Consider the following 21,330-nt stretch of genomic DNA (forward strand, 5'->3'; position numbering starts at 1 on the left):
AAGCGATCATGCGCGACGCGAGGCCGTAGCACATCAAGCCGCATCGGCCTCCAGATCGCCGAGCAGATCGTCCAGTGCGTTGCGCGTCTGCGCATCGAGCGCTGCTGGCGCGGCAGCCGCCCACGCGGCGCAGAAGTCCGACAGCACCGGCGTCTCGAACAACTGACGCAACGCCACCGGACGCGCCGACGACGCTTGCAAGCGCGCCACCATCTGCGTGGCCAGCAGCGAGTGGCCGCCCAGTGCGAAGAAGTTGTCGTGACGCCCCACGCGCTCGACGCCGAGTACTGCCTGCCAGACCTGCGCGACGTCCGATTCCACTCCATCCTCCGGCGGAACAAACCGCGCGGCAGCCGCTTGCGGTACAGGCAGAGCACGACGATCGAGCTTGCCGTTCGGGGTGAGCGGCAACGCGTCCAGACGCAGCCACTGGCCCGGCAGCATGAACACCGGCACGCGCGTGGCGAGATGCTCGCGCAGGCGTTCCCAAAGCCCCTCGTCCTCGGCACTGGCGACGACGTACGCCACCAGTTGTTCGTCGGCGCCCTCGCCTCGCACCAGCACGGTGGCATCGCTGACCTCCGCGTGCGCCAGCAACTGCGCCTCGATCTCGCCCGGCTCGATGCGGAAGCCCCGCAGCTTGACCTGCTGATCGCCGCGCCCGAGGTAATCGAGCGTGCCGTCCGGCAGACGTCGCACGCGGTCGCCCGTCTGATACATGCGTGCACCGGCAGGCCCCCACGGATCGGGGACGAAGCGCTCGGCGCTCAACGCCGCACGTCCCAGATAGCCGCGCGCCAACCCGTCGCCACCGACGTACAGATCGCCCGGCACCCCCATCGGCACTTCCGCAAGCGACGCGTCGAGCACGCGCCAGCCGATATCCGGCAGCGCCTCGCCAATCGGCGACTGACCGACGCCCGCCTCGGCCGCCTCCGGTGTCACGACGCCATAGCTCACATAGACGGTCGTCTCCGTTGGCCCGTACATGTTGATGACGCGGGTTTGCGTGCCGAAGTGCGACCACCACGGCGCGAGTCGGCGCGGTGTAAGCGCTTCGCCCGCCAGCACGATGTGGCGCAGCGTGGTCTGTGAAGCGTCCGGCGGCAGAGCCGCGAGCACCTGATAGAACGCGGACGGTGTCTGACACAGCACCGTCACGCGTTGCTGCTCGATCATCGTCCACAGGGCCTGCGGTTCGCGGCTCGTGTAGTACGGCACGACGACCAGTCGTCCGCCATGCGACAACGCGCCGAAGATCTCCCACACCGACACGTCGAACGCATACGAGTGGAACATCGTCCAGACGTCATCCGGACCGAAACCGAACCAGTCCTGCGTCGAGTGCAGCAGACGCATCAACTGACGATGCGCGACCTGCACCCCCTTCGGCCTGCCCGTCGAGCCGGACGTGTAAATCACGTACGCCAGTTCGTCGACGTGAATACGCACTTCGGGCGAAGTGGTCGGCAGCGTCGCGTCGCGCGACAGTGCATCGATGCTCACGCTGCCCTTCGGTAGCCACACAGGTGCGCCGAGCGCGGCGTCCGTCACCACGACCTTGATGTCGGCGTCCTGCACCACGTAGCCGAGGCGTTCGTCCGGATATGCGGGGTCGAGCGGCACGTAGGCCGCGCCCGCCTTGAGCACGCCGAGAATCGCGACGATCAGTTCGACGCGACGCGTCAACGCAATACCGACACGGTCCTCAGCCGCCACACCCCGGCGCAGCAGCGCGTGCGCCACACGGTTCGCCTGCGCGTCGAGTTCCGCATAGGTGAGCGAGTGCTCGCCATCGGTGACGGCGATGGCATTCGGTTGCGAGGTCGCGAAAGCGGCAATCGTCCGGTCGACGGTCGTCGTGACATCGAATGTCCGACGTGGTCCGCGCTGCGTCGGCCATGCGGCGTCGGTGTCGTGCATCACGACGTCCGCAACCCGTACAGCATGCAGCACATTCGACGTCTGCGGCGCGCACAACTGCCCCAGCAGGTCGTGCAATTGCGTCCACAAACGCTCCACCGCTCCGTCGTCGAAATGCTGACGGTCGTAGCTCATGCGCACGTCGATGGTCTCGCCCGACGCGATGCCGATCGTGAGCGGGTAGTGCGTGGTCTCCACGTTCACGATGTCGCCGAAGCGCAGCGCCTGCGCGCCTTGTGCCCGCAACGCGCGATCCACCGGATAGTTCTCGAAGACGATCAGCGAGTCGAACAACGCCTGCCCCGGCCAGCCGACCCAGCGCTGAATGTCGTAGAGCGGCGTGCTCTCGGCTTCGCGCAGCGCCAGGTTGTCTTCCTGCAAACGGTGTAGCCAGTCGTCGAGTCCTTCGGAGGGCGACGGCCCCTGCACCACGGGCAGCGTGTTGATGAAGAGCCCCATCATGCGTTCGGCCCCCGGCAGCTCCGCCGGACGACCGGAGACAGTCACGCCGAAGCACACGTCGCGCTTGCCCGTGTAGCGCTGGAGCAGCAGTGTCCACGCGCCTTGCACCAGCGTGTTGACGGTCAGGCGGCGACTGCGCGCGGCGCGCTGCCAGGCCTGTGCGCTCGTCGCATCGACCCGGAAGGTGCGCTCACCGTGGCCTTGCGTCGGGGCCGTCGTGCGCAGCACCGTCTCGTGCAATTGCGTGGGCGATTCGAAGGCGGCCAGCCGCTCGCGCCAGAACGATTCGCCGTCCTGCGGCGCGTGTTCCTCAAGCCACGCGATGTAGTCGCGAAAGCGCGGCGCAGTGCCCGTCACCTCAGGCGTTCCGGACAGATACGCCTGAAGGATCTCGCCAATCAATTGTGCGCTGCTCCAGCCGTCGAGCAACACGTGATGCAGCGTCCAGATCAGTTGCCACGCGTCGTCGTCCACACGCACGAGCGCCACACGCTGCAACGGCGCGACCGCAAGGTCGAAACCCTGTGCGCGTTCCTGCTGCGCCAATTCCGTCAGCACACCCGCGCCCTGCTGGGCCACACGTTCGCGCCAGTCGAGCAGACGCAGCGCTTGCGGCACCTCGCGATGTACGAGTTGCAGCGGCGCCGCGCCGTCTCGCCACACGAAGCTCGTGCGCAGGATCGCGTGACGTTTGACGGCGGCCTGCCATGCGGCGGCAAAGGCGTCGGCCTGTAACCCTTCGAGACGGATCTGAAGCTGGTTGATATACGACGCGCTGTCCGGCGCAAGACGCGCATGAAACACCATCCCCTGCTGCATGGGGGACAGCGGATAGGCGTCCTCGATATCGGCGGCGGGCACCGGCAACGCAGCCAGCGCAGCTTCGGTGAGGTCCGCCAGCGGGAAGTCGGCCGCGCTCGTGACCTGTGCGTCGGCACTGGCCGTGACGAGCGTGCCCAGCGCCGCTTGCATGCGCGCAGCCACAGCGGCAATCGTCGCCTCGTGGAAGCGCTTACGCGAGAAGCGCCAGTAAAGACGCAGACAGCCGTCGGCAATCGCCCCGTCGACGGACAGCCAGTTGCCCAGCGGTGCGCAGGCGTCGCGGGCAGCCCCTGCGGGCGCATCGCTCGGCGCGAACCTCCCTTCGCCAAAGCCTGCGTCTATGCGGCCGAGGTAGTTGAACGTGATGCGTCCCTGCGGCAACGCGGCCATCGCTTCGCGCACTGCGGCGCTGCCGTGATACCGCAACGCACCGAATCCCAGTCCGGCGCGTGGCACAGCCCGCCACATCCGCTTGAGCGCGAACAGCGTGTCGCGCGGCGATGCCGAGACGTCGACTGCCAGCGGATAGACCGACGTGAACCAGCCAAGCGTGCGGGTCAGATCGAAGACCTCTGTGCCCGGCACATCGTCGCGGCCATGACCTTCGACGCACAAGGCCACGCGCCCTGCTCCGGTCCACTCGCCGACGGCGTGCGCCAGTGCGGCAACGAGCAGTTCGTGGATACGCGCGCGATCGTTCGCAGCCTCCAGCAACCGGCGGGTGGCGGACACGTCGAGCGCCACGGTGACTTCCGCTGCATCTGCCTGACGGTCGCCCTCTGCGGGCGTGGCGTCGACGGGCAGCGTGTTGTGTGCGCCTTGCAGTGCGTTCGTCCAGAAATTCGCTTCCTGCTCAGCCTCGGACGAAGACGCCCAATCACGCCAGTAGGTCGCCCAAGCGCCGTACGACGTGCCGTTGTCCGCCAGCGCGACGGGTTGCCCCGCTTCACGCTGTGCTAGCGCTCGCTGCAAATCGCCCAGCAACACGCGCCACGACACGCCATCCACTGCAATGTGATGGCAGACGAGCAGCAGACGCTGACGTCCCCCCGTCAGGTTGACAAGCACCGCGCGCAGCAACGGACCGTTTGCCAGCGACAGACCGCGCTGTGCACGCTCGGCAGCGGCAAGCGCTTTCGCTTCATCGGCGGCGTCCACGACATCCAGTGCGACGAGCGATGCGTCGGAAGAAGCGCGCCGTTGTTGCCAGCCGTTGCCGCTTTGGACGTAGCGCATTTGCAGGGCTTCGTGATGCGCAGCGACGGCCTGCAACGCCTCGCGCAGTGAGCCGCCATCGAGCGGACGTCCTGCGTCGCGTACCTCCACCTGCACCCACTGATTCCAATGGTCGCGCTGAGGGATCGGTTCGCCGAAGAACCATGACTGGATCGGCAGCAAGGGAATCTCGCGCGCTTCGTCAGCGGCAGTCTGCTCGACGGCACCTGCAATCGTTTGCGCGGGCGTTGCCACAGCGGCCAGTTCCGAGAGCGCCTGATGGCGGAACACGTCGCGCACCGTGATGCGCCAGCCCGCCTCGCGCGCCCGGCTCACCAGTTGCAGCGCGATGATCGAGTCGCCTCCGAGCGAGAAGAAGTTGTCGCCCCGGCCGACTTGCGCCGCCCCGAGCAATTGCGTCCAGATGGCTGCGAGATCCGCTTCGGCCCCCACTCGTGGCGCTTCCGCGCTCGCGCTCTGCCACACCGGCTCCGGTAGACGCTTGCGGTCGAGCTTGCCGTTGACGAGCTTGGGTAGCGCGTCGAGCACCAGAATCTGTGCAGGCACCAGATACGCGGGCAGACGCGCGGCGAGCGCTTGTCGCAACTGCTCGCCGAAGCTCGCCACGTCGACGCCGTCCGGCGGCGTCGCGCTCACGTGCGCCACGAGTTGCACCCCCGCCGGTCCCTGCGCCGTGCCGACGACAGCTTCGCGCACGCCCCCCTCGGCCAGTAATTGCGCTTCGACTTCGCCCGGTTCGATGCGAAAACCGCGCACCTTGAGTTGCTGATCGCGACGGCCGAGGTACTCCAGCGTGCCGTCGTCCAGCCAACGGACACGGTCGCCGGTGCGATACATGCGCGTGCCCGGCGCGCCCCACGGGTCGGGCACGAACCGCTCGGCGCTCTGGCCGGGACGCGACAGATACCCGCGCGCCACGCCCTCACCGCCGAGATACAGCTCACCCGCCACGCCGACCGGCACCGGTTGCAGACGCTTGTCGAGCACATACGCGCGACGCTCGCCCACGAGCGAGCCGATAGGCGAGTACGGCGTCGGGCTCTGCATGCCTGCATGGACCGTCCAGTTCACGGGCGTCACGACCGTCTCCGTCGGCCCGTAACCGTTGAGCAGCCGCGCCGGTTGCAGCGTGCGCATGACGAGCGCCAGCGTGTCGCGGGACAACGCTTCGCCACCGCACGAGTAGATAAGTCCAGGCGGCACGGCGTCCGGGTGCGCTTCCACCCATTGCGCCACGTGACGCAATAGCGCCGTCGGCAGCCCGGCGTTGGTCACGCGACGGTGCACGATCTGCTCGCAGATTTCCTCCGGCGTCCATTGACGCGGGCCGCGCAGCACCACGCACGCGCCCTGCGACAGCAGCGTCAGCCAGCGCTCATGCGCACCGTCGAACGAGAGCGACGCCACATGCAGTTCGCGGAAGCCCGGCGTCATGCCGAACAGCCCGGCGATGGCACGGCAATGCATCGCAATCGGGCCGTGCGAGACGGCGACGCCCTTCGGCCGCCCCGTCGAGCCGGACGTGAAGATCACATAGGCCAGTTGCGCGGAATGCAGTGCAGGCAGCGCTACCGTCGTAGCGGGTGAATCGGCCGCGGCAATGTCCAGCGCTGTCACGCCCGGCGGCACACGTGTCAGCCCGTCCCCGTCCGTGATCACCAGCGCAATGCCCGCATCGGCGCACAACTCGGCCACGCGCTCGGCGGGATGTTCCACGTCAAGCGGAACATAGGCACCGCCTGCGCGTAGCACCGCGACCATCGCGACGAACACGTTCGTCGAGCGCGGCAACCACACCCCGACACGCGTCTCCGGCGTCAATCCGTTCGTCAACAAGCGCGCCGCCAGCGCGTCCGCGCGACGCAGCAGCTCGCCATACGTCAGCACATCGTCATCGCATTCGACAGCGGTGGCGTCCGGGCGACGCGCCGCGTGATCCGCGATCATGTCCGGTAGCAGGCGCGTGTCGTTCGTTGCGACGCCAGCATCGTTCGCGGGGCTACCCCAGCGGCGGATGGCGGCCAACTCGTCTGCATCGGCTAGCGGCAGGTCCTGCAAGGGCGTTGCCGACTGCGCAACGAGCGCGGTGAGCAACGTCTGCCAGTGCGCGCAGATGCGCTGCGCCGTTTGCGACGAGATGACGTCGCAGGCGTAGCCCAGCCCACCGCCGAGCGTGTCGTCCGGCGACTCCACGATTCCCAGGTCCAGGTCGAACTTTGCCTGCGTGGTCTCGCCGTCGAGCACCGTCGCGGTGACGCCCGGCAACTGCAATGCCGACGCCGCATGACGCCGCTGATGATTCACCATCACCTGAAACAACGGGCTATGGCTCAGACTGCGCGCGGGGGCAAGGCGCTCGACCACCTGCTCGAACGGCACGTCCGCATGACGCTGCGCGTCGAGCAGCGTGTCGCGCACCTGCGCGAGCAATGCGTCGAAGCCCGCCGACAAATCGACGCGCGCACGCACGACCACGGTGTTGACGAAACACCCCACCACACGCTCTAGCGCGGTGCGGCTGCGATGACTCACCGGCACACCGACACGCACATCGACGGTGGAGGCATCCGTATCGTCATCGCTCTGGCCTACGGCGTAGCGGGCCAGCAGCGCTTGAAAGGACGCTAGCAAGACGGCAAACGGCGTGGTGCGGGCGTCACGCGCCAGGGCGCGAACGCGCTCCGCCAGCGGTGTTGGCAGCGTGAACGCTACGCGTCCGCCTTCGGCATCGCGCTGCGCCGGGCGGTGACGGTCGAGCGGTAACGCCAGCAAATCGTCGGCATTAGCGAGCTGCGTCGCCCAGTAATCCAGTTGCCCGGTCAGCGCTTCGCCGCCCAGCCGCAATCTTTGCCAGATGGCGTAATCGCCGTAGGTCGGGCCGGTCGCCTGCGTCGCGGGCGTCCGTCCGTTGCGCACGATGGCGTAGTCACGGGCGATCTCGCCGATAAGCACGTCGAGCGAGCCACCGTCGGAGATCAGGTGATGCATCGTCAGCACCAACACATGACGCGTCGGCGTCACGCGCAGCAACGTCGTGCGCACGAGCGGACCGAGCGTCAGATCGAAGGCACGGCGACTGACGTCCGCCACCGCGTTGCGAACGTCGGCCTCAGTGGCCCCGGCGGCCAGCGGTACGATGTCCAGCGGAACATCGACGCGCACATGCGCTTGCTGCATGAGCTTGCCGTCCGCCACGTCGAACGTCGTGCGCAGCGCGGCGTGACGTGCCACGGCAGCGGCGAAGGCTTGCGCCAGCGCCGCCGTATCCAGATCGCCATCGAGCTGTACCGCGCCGGTGATGTGATAAGTGTCGTGGCGCTCATCCAGTTGCAGCAGCGTCCACATGCGCTGCTGCGCGAACGAGGCGACGGCGCGCTCGACGTCCTGCCCTTCCGTGCGGGACACCCAGCCGTCGAGCGGCAAGTGCTCGCGCACATCGACGCCCTTGCGTTCGAGCAGCGCGATCATCGCCTGCCGTTGCGCCGGGGCCAGACGGGCGAGCGTCGTTTGAATGTCGTCTTTCGTATCAGCCATGCTTAGTTTGCCCATGAGTAGCCTCCGGCCCGAGCAGCGCTTGCAGTGCTTCGGGGGAAAGGGATTCCATTTCGCGCAGGGCGGCTTGCAGGTCGTCTTCGGCGACCGCCGGGCTGGCGGGTGATGCTCCGGTCATCGCGTCGAGGGCTTCCGCCAGTGCCGTCAGACGGCTCGCTTCGAAGAGGGTGCGCAGCGGTACGTCGAGCGACAACGCATCGCGTAGCCGTGACGCCACCTGCGTTGCCAGCAACGAGTGACCGCCCAGCGCGAAGAAGTCGTCGTGACGCCCCACGCGCGGCACGCCCAGCACGTCCTGCCATATCGAAGCGATGCGCGCTTCGATGCCGTCGCGCGGCGCTTCGAACTGCACCGCTGCGGCGGCTTCGGGCACCGGCAACGCACGCCGGTCGAGCTTGCCGTTCGGGGTGAGCGGCAAGGCATCCAGACGCAACCACTGGCCCGGCACCATGTAAGCCGGTAGTTCGCTGCTCAGATGGGTGCGCAGACGCGACCACAGCGCGGCGGTATCGACGTCGGCGGCGCGGTCCGGCGGCGACACCACGTACGCCACCAGTTGCTCGCCCGCACCGTCGTCCCGCACCAGGACGGCCGCGTCCGTCACGCCTTCATGACGCAGCAGCTGCGACTCGATTTCGCCCAACTCGATGCGGAAGCCGCGCAGCTTGACCTGTGCGTCGCCCCGACCGAGGTAGTCGAGCGTGCCGTCCGCCAGCCGACGCGCCCGGTCACCGCTGCGATACATACGCTCGCCCGGTGCGCCCTTCGGGTCCGGCACAAAGCGCTCGGCCGTGAGGCCTGCCTGTCCCAGATACCCACGCGCCAGCCCTTCGCCGCATACGTACAGATCGCCCGCAACACCCGGTGGCACCTCGTTAAGACCCGCGTCCAGCACACGCCAGTCGAGGTCGGCAATCGGCTCGCCGATGGGTGAACCCGCTGTGTCGTCCCGATGCAGCACGTGCTGACTGACGTGCACCGTCGTCTCCGTGATGCCGTACATATTGGTCAGACGCGTCGTTTCACCAAAGCGCTGCCACCACGCGGCGAGTCTTGCGGGCGTGAGCGCTTCACCGCCGAAGACGATGTGGCGCAGCGTCGTCGACGTCGCGTCCGACGGCATCGCGCCGAGCCATTGATAGAACGCCGAGGGCGTCTGGTTGAGCACCGTCACACCTTCGCGGGCAACGAGCGTCCACATCGCGACCGGATCGCGCGCCGTGTCCTGCGACACGACCACGAGCCGCGCGCCATGCGCGAGCGCTCCGAAGATTTCCCAGACCGAGAAGTCGAAGGCGTACGAATGGAACATCGTCCAGACGTCGGCCGCGTCGAAGGCGAAGTCCTGCGACGTGCCTGTGAGCAATCGCATCAGGTTGCGATGCGTCAGTTGCGCGCCCTTCGGACGCCCCATCGATCCGGACGTGTAGATCACGTAAGCCAGTTGATCGACGTGGACGTCGCGCGCCGGGGCGTGATCCGGCAGCGAGGCGTCGGCGAGCATCGATTCAACGGTCATCGCCTCGTCCGGCAGCCACGACGCCCCGGCCAGCGACGCCTGCGTGATCGCGTGTGTCACCCCGGCGTCTTCCACCATATAGCTCAGACGCTCGACCGGATACGCCGGATCGAGCGGCACATACGCCGCGCCTGCCTTGAGAATACCGAGCATGGCGACGATCAGGTCCGTGCTGCGCGACATGGCCAGCCCGACACGCGCCTCGGGCGCGACGCCCGCCCGAATGAGCGCATGCGCGATGCGGTTCGCGCGGGTGACGAGGTCGCTGTATGAGACGCGACTGTTTGCGTCGCACACGGCAATCGCGTCACTCCGGACTGCGGCCTGCGCGTCGATCACGGCATGCACGGGCAGCGGCACGGCAACGCTCACCCGCGTACGGCCTTTACCGTTGCCCTGACTCGCCGCGTCGCCAGTCGTCATCGCAAGCCGCGCGACGGGCGTCGTGGCCTGCGTCATGGCGACATCCAGCAGCGTCAGCCATTGCTCGCCGAGGCGGCGCACTGTCGGCGCGTCGAACACGTCGCAGGCGTACGTCAGCCAGCCGCGCAGTGCGCCCGCTTCGTCCTCCTCCGTATCGAGCGCGAGGTCGACCTGCGCATGATGTGCACGGCGCTCGATGGCCTGCATCGTCACACCGGCCAGATCGCTCAGCGGCGCGAAGGCGCGCTTCTGGTGATTGATGGACACCTGGAACAACGGGTGCCGCGACACGCTACGCACAGGTGCGAGGTGTTCCACCAGCCGTTCGAACGGGACGTCGGCATGCTGTTGCGCCCCCAGCAGTTGGTCTCGCACCTGCGTGACGAGCGTGGCAAACGTCGTTGGCGATTCGATCTGCGAGCGCAATACCTGTGTGTTGACGAAGAAGCCCACGACCGGCTCGACGGCTTCGTGCGCGCGCCCGGCCACGGGCATTCCCGTACGCACATCGCCCTCGCCGGTGACGCGATGCATGAGCAGATGGAAGGCAGCGGCCATGACCATGAAACGGGTAACGCCGTGCTCACGCGCAAAACGGTCGAGTCGCGCGGGCAAGCCCGGCGGCATCGTGAGGTCGATGCTGGCCCCCGCGCCGTCACGAACGACAGGGCGTGCGCGGTCGAACGGCAAGGCCAGTTCAGGATGCGTCGTGCCAAGCTGCTGACGCCAGTAGGCGAGCTGCGCGGCTTGCGCGGGACCAGCCAGTTGTTCGCGCTGCCACACGGCGTAATCGCCGTAGCGCAGCGGTGAAGTCGTCGCGCCGCGCATCGGCTGAGTGCCGCTCGCATGGGCACGATAGGCACGCGCCAGATCCGCAACCAGCAGGTTCATCGACCAGCCGTCCGAGATCAGGTGATGCATGACCAGCATCAGCACGTGCGACTGGTCGCTCAGTTGCGTGAGATGGACACGCCAGAGCGGTCCGTCGGCCAGATCGAACGGTTCGAGCGTCAGCGCCTCAAGGCGCGCTTGCACAGCCGCGTTGGCAGCGTCTCCGGACGTCCCCGGTGCAACGGCGTCGCGCGCGAATGCGACCGGTAGCGCGGCATGGACGCGTTGCTCCGGTGCGCCACCCTCGGCGGCATTGACAGCAATGGTCGTGCGCAACACGTCGTGCCAGTCCGACAGCGTCTGCAAGGCGCGCTCAAGCGCATCGGCTTGCAACGGTCCATCCAGACGCAACGCACCGGCGATGTGATACGCCCCGGCGCGCGGTGCCATCTGCGTCTCCAACCACACGCGCATCTGCGACGACGACAGCGGGAACGTACTGCGGTGTTCGTCGCCACGCGTCGGCCCGTTGACGGCCGGTGGCGTTTGCGCGGACTTCGCTTCGGCAGGCGCTGCCAGCGTCGCCAGTTGCGCCACGGTCGGATGCGATGCCAGATGCTGCGGCCCGACCTTGATGCCACGCTTACGCAATCGCGCGATCACCTGCAACGCGAGGATCGAGTCGCCGCCGATGTCGAAGAACGCATCGTGACGGCCGACCTGCTCGCGCTTGAGCACCTGACACCAGATGGCTGCGATGTCGGCTTCCGCGCCGTCTTGCGGCAATTCCACCGACGCCGTGTTCGCACTTTCCTTCGTGGCGTCGACGCTGTCGGTCAGCGCCAGTAAGGCGCGACGATCCACCTTCCCGTTTGCGGTCAGCGGCAGTTTTTCGACGCCGTCGAGGCGCGCTGGCACCCAGGCGGACGGCAGCGCCTCGGCCAACGCGGTGCGTACGGCATCGACCGTCGCCTCGCCCGTGAAGACGCCATGCAACCATGCGCCACCCGGCCCGTCGTGACGGGCAACGACCACGGCATCGATCACGCCGGACACGCGACGCATCGCCTGCGCCACTTCCGCCGGTTCCACGCGATAGCCTCGAATCTTGACCTGATCGTCCACGCGGCCGAGGTAGACGACGGCACCGTCGGCGCGCTGCACCGCCCGGTCGCCGGTGCGATACAGACGTGCGCCCGCGCGCCACGGATCCGGCACGAAACGCTCGGCTGTCTGCGCGGGTGCGCCGAGATACCCCCGGGCCAACCCTGCGCCGCCCAGATAGAGCTCACCGGCCACACCCGACGGCAACGGGTTCAGGTCCGCATCGAGGATATGCGCGTGCAGGTTCGTCAGCGGACGACCGACGGGCACAGGCACCTCCGCAACGTCGCCGACCGCATGCGTCAACGCCCCGACAGTCGTCTCCGTCGGTCCGTAATGGTTGAGAACAGCCAGTCCCGGACTCGCCGCGCGGATCTGTGCGACGAACGACGGATCGAGCGATTCCCCGCCCGTCACCAGTACCGCGCGCGGCAACACCGCCGCGCCCGCCGCGTCGAATAGGCCCTTCAGGTGACCCGGCACGATCTTGAGCACATCGATCGGACGCGCGGCGCACCACTCGGCGAAGCGCTGCGCATCGAATGCGCACGCTTGCGGCACGAGATATAGCGGGCGGCCGAGCGCCAGTGCGCCGAACAACGTCGTGTGGCCGAGATCGGCGGCGACGGTCGACGCCATCGCGAATCCGCCCATCTCACCTGCCGTATCAAGACCGCGCTCACGCAAGCGCGCCGCCACTGCGTGCACGTAGTTGTGCAGCGCCCCGCGACTGACGACGACGCCCTTCGGCTCGCCCGTCGACCCCGAGGTATAGATGACGTAAGCCGCCTGCGCCGGATGCACGCGGACCGGTGTCGGCGCTTTCGTGTTAACGCTCGCGTCCGCGATGTCGCGCCAGCGAATCAGAGAGGCGTGCGTTATCGCCGGTGTCTGATCGTCGACGATCACCGCCTTCGCACCACTGGCGCTCACCAGCTTTTCCAGACGCGCCGCCGGTTGCGCGGGGTCGAGCGGCACGTACGCTGCACCGGCCTTCCACACGCCCAGAATCGCGCCAACCAGCGCTGCGCCGCGTGGCAGACAGATGGCGACACGATCCTCCAGGCCGATCCCCTGCGCCTGCAAGGTTGCCGCCAGACGATTCGCGAGCGCGTCGAGTTCGTCTCGGCGATAAGTCGCGTCCTCGCCTTCGGCGGCCAGCGCCGCACCGTCACGGGCGGCATGCGCGTACCAGTCGTCAAGCAAGTCCTGCGAGGACCAAATGACGTTCTCGGCAGCCTGTGGCACGACGTTCGTCAGTCCAATCTGTCCCAATGGCGTAGTCGACGTGCCAAGGCTGTCCGCCACCGCGCCCAACAACGCCACAAACTGCTCGCCGAGGGCCTGCACGGCGGCGGCGTCGAAGCGCTCGCGTGCGAACGCCAGCACCAGACGCAAACCATCGTGCTGCTCGACAATCAGCGACAGCGGATAGTTGTTGCGCGCCTGCGTGCCGCGCTCCAGCAGCGACAGCCGCAGACCGTCGTCGCGCTGACCGAGCAACGCGGCATCGAGCGGATAGTTTTCAAAGACGACAATGCTCTCGAACAGTGCACCGTCCGCGCTTTCGCCGTCGCGCTCATTGTCCCGCTGCGCCTCGCGCGTGATGGCGGACAGCGCCACATGCTCATGCTCACGCGACTGCGCCGTTTGCGTCTGAAGATCGCGCAGCCAGTCGGCGACCGGACGACGCGCGTCGAGCGTGGCCCGCACCGGCAGCGTGTTGATGAACAGACCCGCCATGCGTTCGATGCCCGGCACGGCAGCAGAGCGGCCCGATGCCGTCACGCCGAACACCACGTCGCGCAATCCGGCATGACGCGCCAGCAACAGCGCCCATGCGCCCTGACACAGCGTGCCCGGCGTCACGCCAGCGCGACGAGCGGCGTCGCACCACGCCTGCCATTGCGCAGGGGCGAGCGTCCATGCAGTTTCGCCATGCCCCGTCGCCTCAGCGGCCGTACGCGCCTGACGCGCAGCCGGAAGCGGCGTCGGCGCACTCACGCCGCCCAGCAGATGCCGCCAATGCGCGAGCGATGCGGTGGCGTCCAATTCACGTTGCCACACCGCAAACTCAGCGAACGACGGCGCGGCCTGCGCCTCGCCATCCGTCGACACCCCGCCCTTTGCCAGTGCGGCATAGCGCGACATCACGTCGCTCAGAATCAGGCCGGTGCTCCAGCCGTCGAGCGTAACGTGGTGACTGCTCCACAGCAGCCACCAACGCGACTCGCCCACGCGAATCAACGCCAGACGTGGACGATGCGCCTGCACGAACGAGAAACCGGCGGCGCGTTCGGCCGCGAAGCGGGCGTCCAGATGCGCGTGTTGTTCCGTCTCGCTCAACTCGCGCCAATCCTCCTGCGACACCAAGTCGGCCGCCGTGACAACTGTCTCGGGTCGGTGCACCAGCAGCAGCGGTAGCTCACCGACGTCGCTCACATAGGCCGTGCGCAACGCCGCATGACGCACGACCGCCTCGCGCCATGCCTGCGCAAAGGCATTCGTGTCGAGTGCGCCGTCGATCACGAAGCCCTTCTGGTAGAAGTACGGATCGGCGGTGCCCTGCTGCTGCGAGTAAAACAGCAGGCCTTGCTGCATCGATGTCGCGGGCACGACGGCTTCGATTTGCTGCATCGACGCGGGCAATGCCGCGAGTTGTTCACGCGTGAGGCCCGCGTACGGGAAATCTTCGGCGATGACCGGTTCGTGACCCGGCAACGTCTGCGCCAGTGCACGCAGCGTCGCACCGATCTCGTCGACGAGCGCCTGAACGTCGTCGCCTTCGAGACGCGTACGGTCGTAGCGGCAAACGAGCCGCAGCGTGTCGCCGCGCTGCCAGACGTCGAGCGTCAGCCAGTTTGGCGGCGCAGCGTCGGGCTCGTGCGACAGCCCCCCGTCGACGACGCCGTCCGTGTCGGTGCGTCCGAGGAAGTTGACCGTGACGTGGCCTGCGGGCAGCGCGTCGAGCGTCTGACGGGCATGCGGCGTGCCGAGATAACGCAGCGCGGCGTAGCTTGCGCCGTCGTGCGGCACGCGCCGCCAGGCTTCGCGCGCGGCGGCCAGTGTGACTTCAGGCGTGCCACCTACCGGAATGGCGAGCGGCCACGCCGCCGTGAACCAGCCGAGCGTGCGCGACAGGTCGCCCTGGCCTTCGCCGCCACGTCCATGACCTTCGACGTGGACGACATAACGCTGCGCCCCGGCACGCTGGCCCAGCGTGTGCGCAACGGCGGCACTCAGCGCTTCATGCATCCGCACACGACGCAGTTGCGTAAGCGGCACGGCGATGTCCGCGGGCCATGCGTGTTCGATCTCACCCGTCCCCGCCGTTGCGTTCGTCGGCTTGGCAACGTCCACCGAATCCACGGCACCGGCCAGCGCCTGCTGCCAGACCTCCAGCGCGGCCGATGCGGCGTCGCTTTTGGTCCAGTCATGCCATCGCTGCGCCCACGCGCGCATCGATTCGCCCACGGCGGGCAATGCCCGCCCCTGCGCCGTATTCCCGAGCGCCGTTTGCAAATCGTCCAGCAGGATGCGCCACGACACGCCGTCGATCACCAGATGGTGCGCGACGAGGAAACAGCGCAACTCGCCTGCCTCCGTGCGTACCAGCAGCGCACGCAACAGCGGGCCGTCGGCCAGCGACAGACTCCGTTGGGCCTGAGCAAGGGCATCAGCCAGTTGCGCGTCGTCGCACATCGCCGCGTGCCAGAGCAGATCGTCGGCGGCATGCGGCGCGACGTAACGTGCCTGCCATTGGCCGTCATGCTCGGTAAAGCGAAGCCGAAGCGCATCGTGATGCTTCACGACGGTGGCCAGCGCTTCACGAAGGGCCGTCATGTCCGTGCCTTCGGGCAACGTCGCTTCGACCCACTGGTTCCAGTGATCGCGGCGCGCAATGGGCTGACGGAAGAACCACGCCTGCACGGGCGTGAGCGGCACATCTCCTTCGAGCGGTTCGGGCGCGCGCGTCGCGCCGTCCCCTTCACCGACCGCCCGCGCTTGTGCTGCGAGACGCGCGAGCGTCTGTTGACGGAAAACGTCTTGCGCGCCGACTTGCCAGCCCGCCTGACGTGCGCGTCCGACCATCTGCAACGCGACGATGGAATCGCCGCCCAGCGCGAAGAAGTTGTCGTCGCGGCTCACCGACGGCACGCGTAGCAGATCCTGCCAGACGGCCGCCAGCGCACACTCCGCCTCGCCCTGCGGTGCCTGTCCGCCAGCACTGCCCCAGACCGGCGCAGGCAACGCCGCCCGATCGCGTTTGCCGTTGGGCAGCTTCGGCAGCGTATCCAGCACGATCACGAGCGACGGCACCAGATAGTCCGGCAGACGACGCGACAGCGCCACGCGCAACGCTTCGCCATCGAGTCCCTTGCCTGCGACGTATGCCACCAATTGATCGCCCGCAGGCCCGGCTGCCACAACCGCCAGTGCATCGTCGACGCCCGGCTCGCGCAGCAATTGCGTCTCGACTTCGCCCGGTTCGATGCGGAAACCGCGCACCTTCACCTGCTGATCGAAACGGCCGAGGTAGACGAGCGTGCCGTCGGCCAGTCGCCGCACCCGGTCGCCCGTGCGATACATGCGCGCGCCCGGCTCGCCGCGCGGGTCCGGTACGAAGCGCTCAGCCGTGAGCGCTGCGCGTCCGAGATATCCGCGCGCCACGCCCTCCCCACCGAGGTACAGTTCGCCCACCGCGCCGAGCGGCACTTCGCCGAGCCACGGATCGAGCACCCACGCGCGGCGGCGCCCCACCGGCTCGCCGATCGGCGCATACGCCTGACCCGCGATCTGCGCAGCCGGTTGCGCATCCAGCGCCCCGTCGATGGACCAGGCGACCGGTGTCATCACGGTCTCGGTCGGACCATAACCGTTGATCGTCTGCGCCGGACGGAACATCGCCTGCGCCGCGCGCAGCGCGGGCCACGTCATCGCTTCGCCACCGAACGACAGCAAACGCAGCGCCGGTGCGCCCGTCGCCCCGCTCGTGGCGAGACGGCACAGATAGGCCGTCGGGAAACCGGCATTCGTCACGCCATGACGACGCATCGCATCGACCATCGTCTGCGGTGCCCAGTGACGTTCGTCCGCGATGAACAACGACGCGCCGCAGATCATCGGCGTCATCCACCGTTCGTGTGCGCCGTCGAAATTGATCGAGAGCACATGCAGCTCGCAGACCTCGGGCGTGAGGCGGTATTGCGCGCCGGTCGCCATGCAGTGCATGGCGAGCGGACCGTGCGCCACCGCCACGCCTTTCGGCGTGCCGGTCGAGCCGGACGTATAAATCAGGTAAGCCAGTTGATCGGGATGCAGCGAGACCGCTGGCGGATGTTCCGGCAGCGAAGCATCCGCCATGAGATCGGCAACCACGGCGCGACGCGCGGGGAGCCACGACGCCTCGGCCATCGAGGCTTCCGTGAGCGCCAGCGAAATGCCCGCGTCATCGATGATCTGCGCCAGCCGCTCAGCCGGGTAAGACGGATCGAGCGGCACGAATGCGCACCCGGCCTTCATGATGCCAAGTAGCCCCGCAATCATGCCCGTCTGACGCGACATCGCCAGTCCGATGCGCGCTTCCGGCGCAACACCCTGTGCCAGCAGCCAATGCGCAATGCGGTTCGCCCCGCGCACGAATTCGGCGTACGTGAGCGTGCCCGCCTCATCCCGCAACGCAATGGCGGACGGTTGTTGCTGTGCCTGCACGTCGATCAGCGAGGGGATGCTTTGAAACGTCGACAGGGCTTCCGCAAGCGCAATGCGATGCCCGCCCTCCAATGCGCTTTCAAAGGCGACGTCGAGCGACGCCAACGGTTGCGTCGGGAGCGCGAGCAGCGTCGCCAGCCCGGCGCACCAGTCCGCACCAAGGCGCTCGATGGTCGGTGCGTCGAACAGATCCGTCGGGAAAGTGAGGCGGGCGCGCAGCGTCACGCCGTCGAGCGGATCTGCGCCGTTGCCAATCGTCGCCTCGTGAAGCTCGTCGATGTCGAGCGCAAGGTCGTACTGCGCACCGCCAGTCAGCGGCTGTGCGACCACATTCAGGCCCGCAGGCCAGCCCGTCGCGGCGCGCGATGCGGCAGCGTTCGCCACGTGATGGTTCAACATCACCTGAAACAGCGGCGATTGTCCGAGGCTGCGCTGCGGTGCGATGCGCTCCACCACACGCTCGAACGGGGCTTCGCGGTGCGCCTGCGCGTCCAACGCCCCATCACGCACCTGCGTCAACAGCCCGTCGAAGTCGGCCGCCGGATCGATCTGTGCGCGCCACACCTGCGTGTTGACGAGACAGCCGAGCATGCGCTCCAGCCCGGCCACGTCACGCTGCGCGATCGGCACGCCCACGCGGATATCCGTCTCGCCCGCGTAACGGTGCAGCAGCCATTGGAACGACGCGGCCAGCACGATGAACGGCGTCGCCTTACGTTGTGCGGCGAAGGTCAGCACGTCACGCGTGAGACCCGCCGGGAATTCGAACGCGAGCGTCTGCCCCGCGCCGCTGCGCAACGCGCCACGCGCGCGGTCGACCGGCAACGCGAGCACCGGCGACGGTTCCGGCAAACGCGCCTGCCACCAGTCGAGCTGACGGCCGAGCGCCTCGCCATCCACGCGGGCATGCTGCCAATGGGCATGATCGCCGGGCTGGACTGGCACTGGAGCCAGTACAGGCGTCTCGCCGTCGGAGAATCCGCTGTAGGCTCGGGCCAGTTCGTCGACCAGCAGGGTCATCGACCACGCGTCCGTCAACAGATGGTGCAGGACGAAGACAATTCGATGCGTCTCGTCCGACATACGGATCGACGCAACGCGCCACGGCGCGGAGGTGTCCAGGGCAAACGGCTGTGCGAGCAACGCATCGGTCAGACGGGACGCTGCGGCATCGGGGTTCGCATCGCCCGACACATCGTGGTTGACGAGCGGGACATCGGCCTTCGCATGCACGATCTGGACGGCAACGCCGTCGCGCTCGTCGAACGTCGTGCGCAAGGCATCGTGACGGACCGTTATCACTTCGAGCGCGCGAGAGAACGCGTTGGCGTCGAAGCGTCCCTTCACGAGCAACTGCCCACCGACGTGATACGCCGCGCTGTTCGCCGGATCGAGACGATGAACGAACCACAGCCGGGACTGCGCAAACGACTGACGGAAAACGCGGGCGTCCGGCGTTTGTGCGAGCGGTGTCGCGGGCGGAATTTGCTGTCCGGCGTCGATAGCTTGCACGCCCGAGACAGGCGTGAGCTTCGCCAGTTCTCGCACCCACTCGCCCAGCCGCGCATGTTCGTACAGTGAGGCGGGCGTCGCCTTCACGCCGAGACGCTCATGCACGCGCGCCAGCACCTGCATGGCGAGCAACGAACTGCCACCGCACAGGAAGAAATGATCGTCGGCACGGACCTGCTCTCGCCCCAGCACTTCGCGCCAGATCTGTGCGACGGCATCGAACGTGGCGTCGGATGTCACGCCCTGCGTCGGCGCCTTGCCGGGTTTGTCGTTCGATGACGCCTTTTGCACGTCGTCCCCGACAATCGCACCGTTCTGCCAGGTCGCCCACGCATCGAGCGAGCCGTCTCGCCAGCCCTTCGCACAGGCACTGCGCTGCAACTTGCCGCTTGACGTCTTGGGCAACGCGCCCGGATTGAGCAGCACCACGACCGACGCGGCTTGCTGGCAGACGTCGGAAACCGCGACGGCGATCACTTCGGCGAGCGTCTGCGGCGGCACCATCTTCTGCACGCCGCGACCGACTTCCGCCGCAATGCCGATACCCGGCTCGCCATCGATATCGACGGCAAACGCCGTGACGCGGCCCTTGCGCACGAGTTCGACGTCGGCCTCGACCGCTTTTTCCAGATCCTGCGGGTACAGGTTATGGCCGCGCACGATGATGACGTCTTTGCAGCGGCCCGTGATGTACAACTGGTCGTCGTGCACGAAGCCGAGGTCGCCCGTGCGCAGCCAGCGCTTACCGTCCGCCTGCACGAACGTCCGTGCGCTCGCTTCCTCGTTGTGCCAGTAGCCTTGCGCCACGCTCGGCCCGCTTACCCATATCTCGCCCACGCCGCCCGCTGCAACCGCCGACGGTGCGACGTCAGGCGAATCGTTCCACGTCATCAGGCGCACTTCGTGATCGAGCGGCGTGGTGCCGCACCCGACCAGCATCGCGCTGTCGTCACTGTGATCGCCCGAGGCTTCCGCCCGTTGCCGCGCCAGCGCGTTGCGGTCGAAGTCGGTCGCCGTCATGCCGTCGCCCCGCTGTCCGCCGGTGACGAACAGCGTCGCCTCGGCCAGTCCGTAGCAGGGATAGACCGCCTTCGGATCGAAACCCGCAGGCGCGAACGCTTCGCAGAAATCGACCAGCGTGTCGTGACGCACCGGCTCCGAGCCGGAGAACGCGAGCCGCCAGCCACTCAGGTTCAGCACGCCGATGGTGGCCGCATCGATGCGCTGCGCGCACAGGCGATAGGCGAAATCGGGGCCGCCGCTGACAGTGCCGCCGAACTTGTCGATGGCGCGCAACCACCGCACCGGCCGCTCCAGAAAGAACTGCGGCGACATCAGCACGAGACGCGCCCCACGATAAATCGGCGAAAGCAGCCCGCCGATCAGTCCCATGTCGTGATACAGCGGCAACCAGCTCACCATGGTGTCGTCGCGCGTCATGTCCAGCCCGGCAACGATGGCGGCTTCGTTGGCCATCAGATTCGCATGGCTGACCATCACACCCTTCGGCGTGGACGTCGAACCCGACGTGTATTGCAGGAATGCCAGATCGCCCGGGGCGACGGTCGTCTCCTGCCACTCGGCCGCGAGCGCGTCGTCGATCTCATCGATCACCACGATCTCCACACCGCGTAATTCCGGCACGGCGTCGCCGAACGCGAGCATGGCATCGCGATGCTGACGGTCGGTCAGCACGAAGCGTGCACGCGCGTCGTGCAGGATCGAGCGCACGCGCGCCAGATGCTGCGGACGCGCCGACTCCGGTGGAAACGCCGGCACGGCAATGGCCCCCGCGTACAGGCAGCCGAAGAAGCCCGCTACGTAATCCAGTCCCGTCGGCATGAGCAGCAATCCGCGCTCGCCGTACGCACCGTCTTTCCCACTCGCGGCGAGGCGTTGCAGCGTGGACGCCACCGCACGGGCGCGCGTATCGAGCCCGGCACAGGTCAGGGCCTGACCGTCGCCCTCGTCGCTGGACACGGCGCGCAGCGCTTCTCGATCCGGCTCAAGCCGGGCACGGGCGCGCAGAAGATCGACGATGTGTTCGATAGGAGCGCCGGGCGCTCCCTGAGAGGGCGCCGTCGATAAGACAGGGCCGAAGGGGACGGGCAAGCGGAGAGCGTCGTTCATGACGGTAGCGACTCACGAAGCAGGAACGGAATCAAAGACTGGCGCGTGGCGGCCGACGGGGTCGCCGGGCCGCGACACGCGGTAAATGACGGAGAGAAGATGTT

Annotated in this window: 2 protein-coding genes; both read right to left on the minus strand. The window is 67.7% G+C overall.

Annotation, left to right across the window (positions count from 1 at the left end; all coding sequences use genetic code 11):
* Window positions 1-33 precede the first annotated feature (33 nt).
* Window positions 34-7,992 carry a pandorabactin non-ribosomal peptide synthetase PanJ gene (panJ, locus tag NTU39_RS16980; protein ID WP_444511748.1) on the minus strand — a complete coding sequence of 2,653 codons (7,959 nt, stop codon included), beginning with the start codon at window positions 7,990-7,992 and terminating at the stop codon, window positions 34-36.
* Window positions 7,970-21,226, minus strand: coding sequence for a non-ribosomal peptide synthetase (locus NTU39_RS16985; protein WP_257958112.1), 13,257 nt, complete (start codon window positions 21,224-21,226; stop codon window positions 7,970-7,972). The genes panJ and NTU39_RS16985 overlap by 23 nt, the downstream gene beginning before the upstream one ends.
* Window positions 21,227-21,330: the final 104 nt, after the last annotated feature.

The organism is Pandoraea commovens (assembly GCF_024704525.1).
Taxonomy (GTDB): domain Bacteria; phylum Pseudomonadota; class Gammaproteobacteria; order Burkholderiales; family Burkholderiaceae; genus Pandoraea; species Pandoraea commovens.

Coding starts and splice junctions, on each gene's coding strand:
- panJ (WP_444511748.1), bottom strand. CDS start 7,992: ATGGGCAAACTAAGCATGGCTGATACGAAAGACGACATTCAAACGACG.
- NTU39_RS16985 (WP_257958112.1), bottom strand. CDS start 21,226: ATGAACGACGCTCTCCGCTTGCCCGTCCCCTTCGGCCCTGTCTTATCG.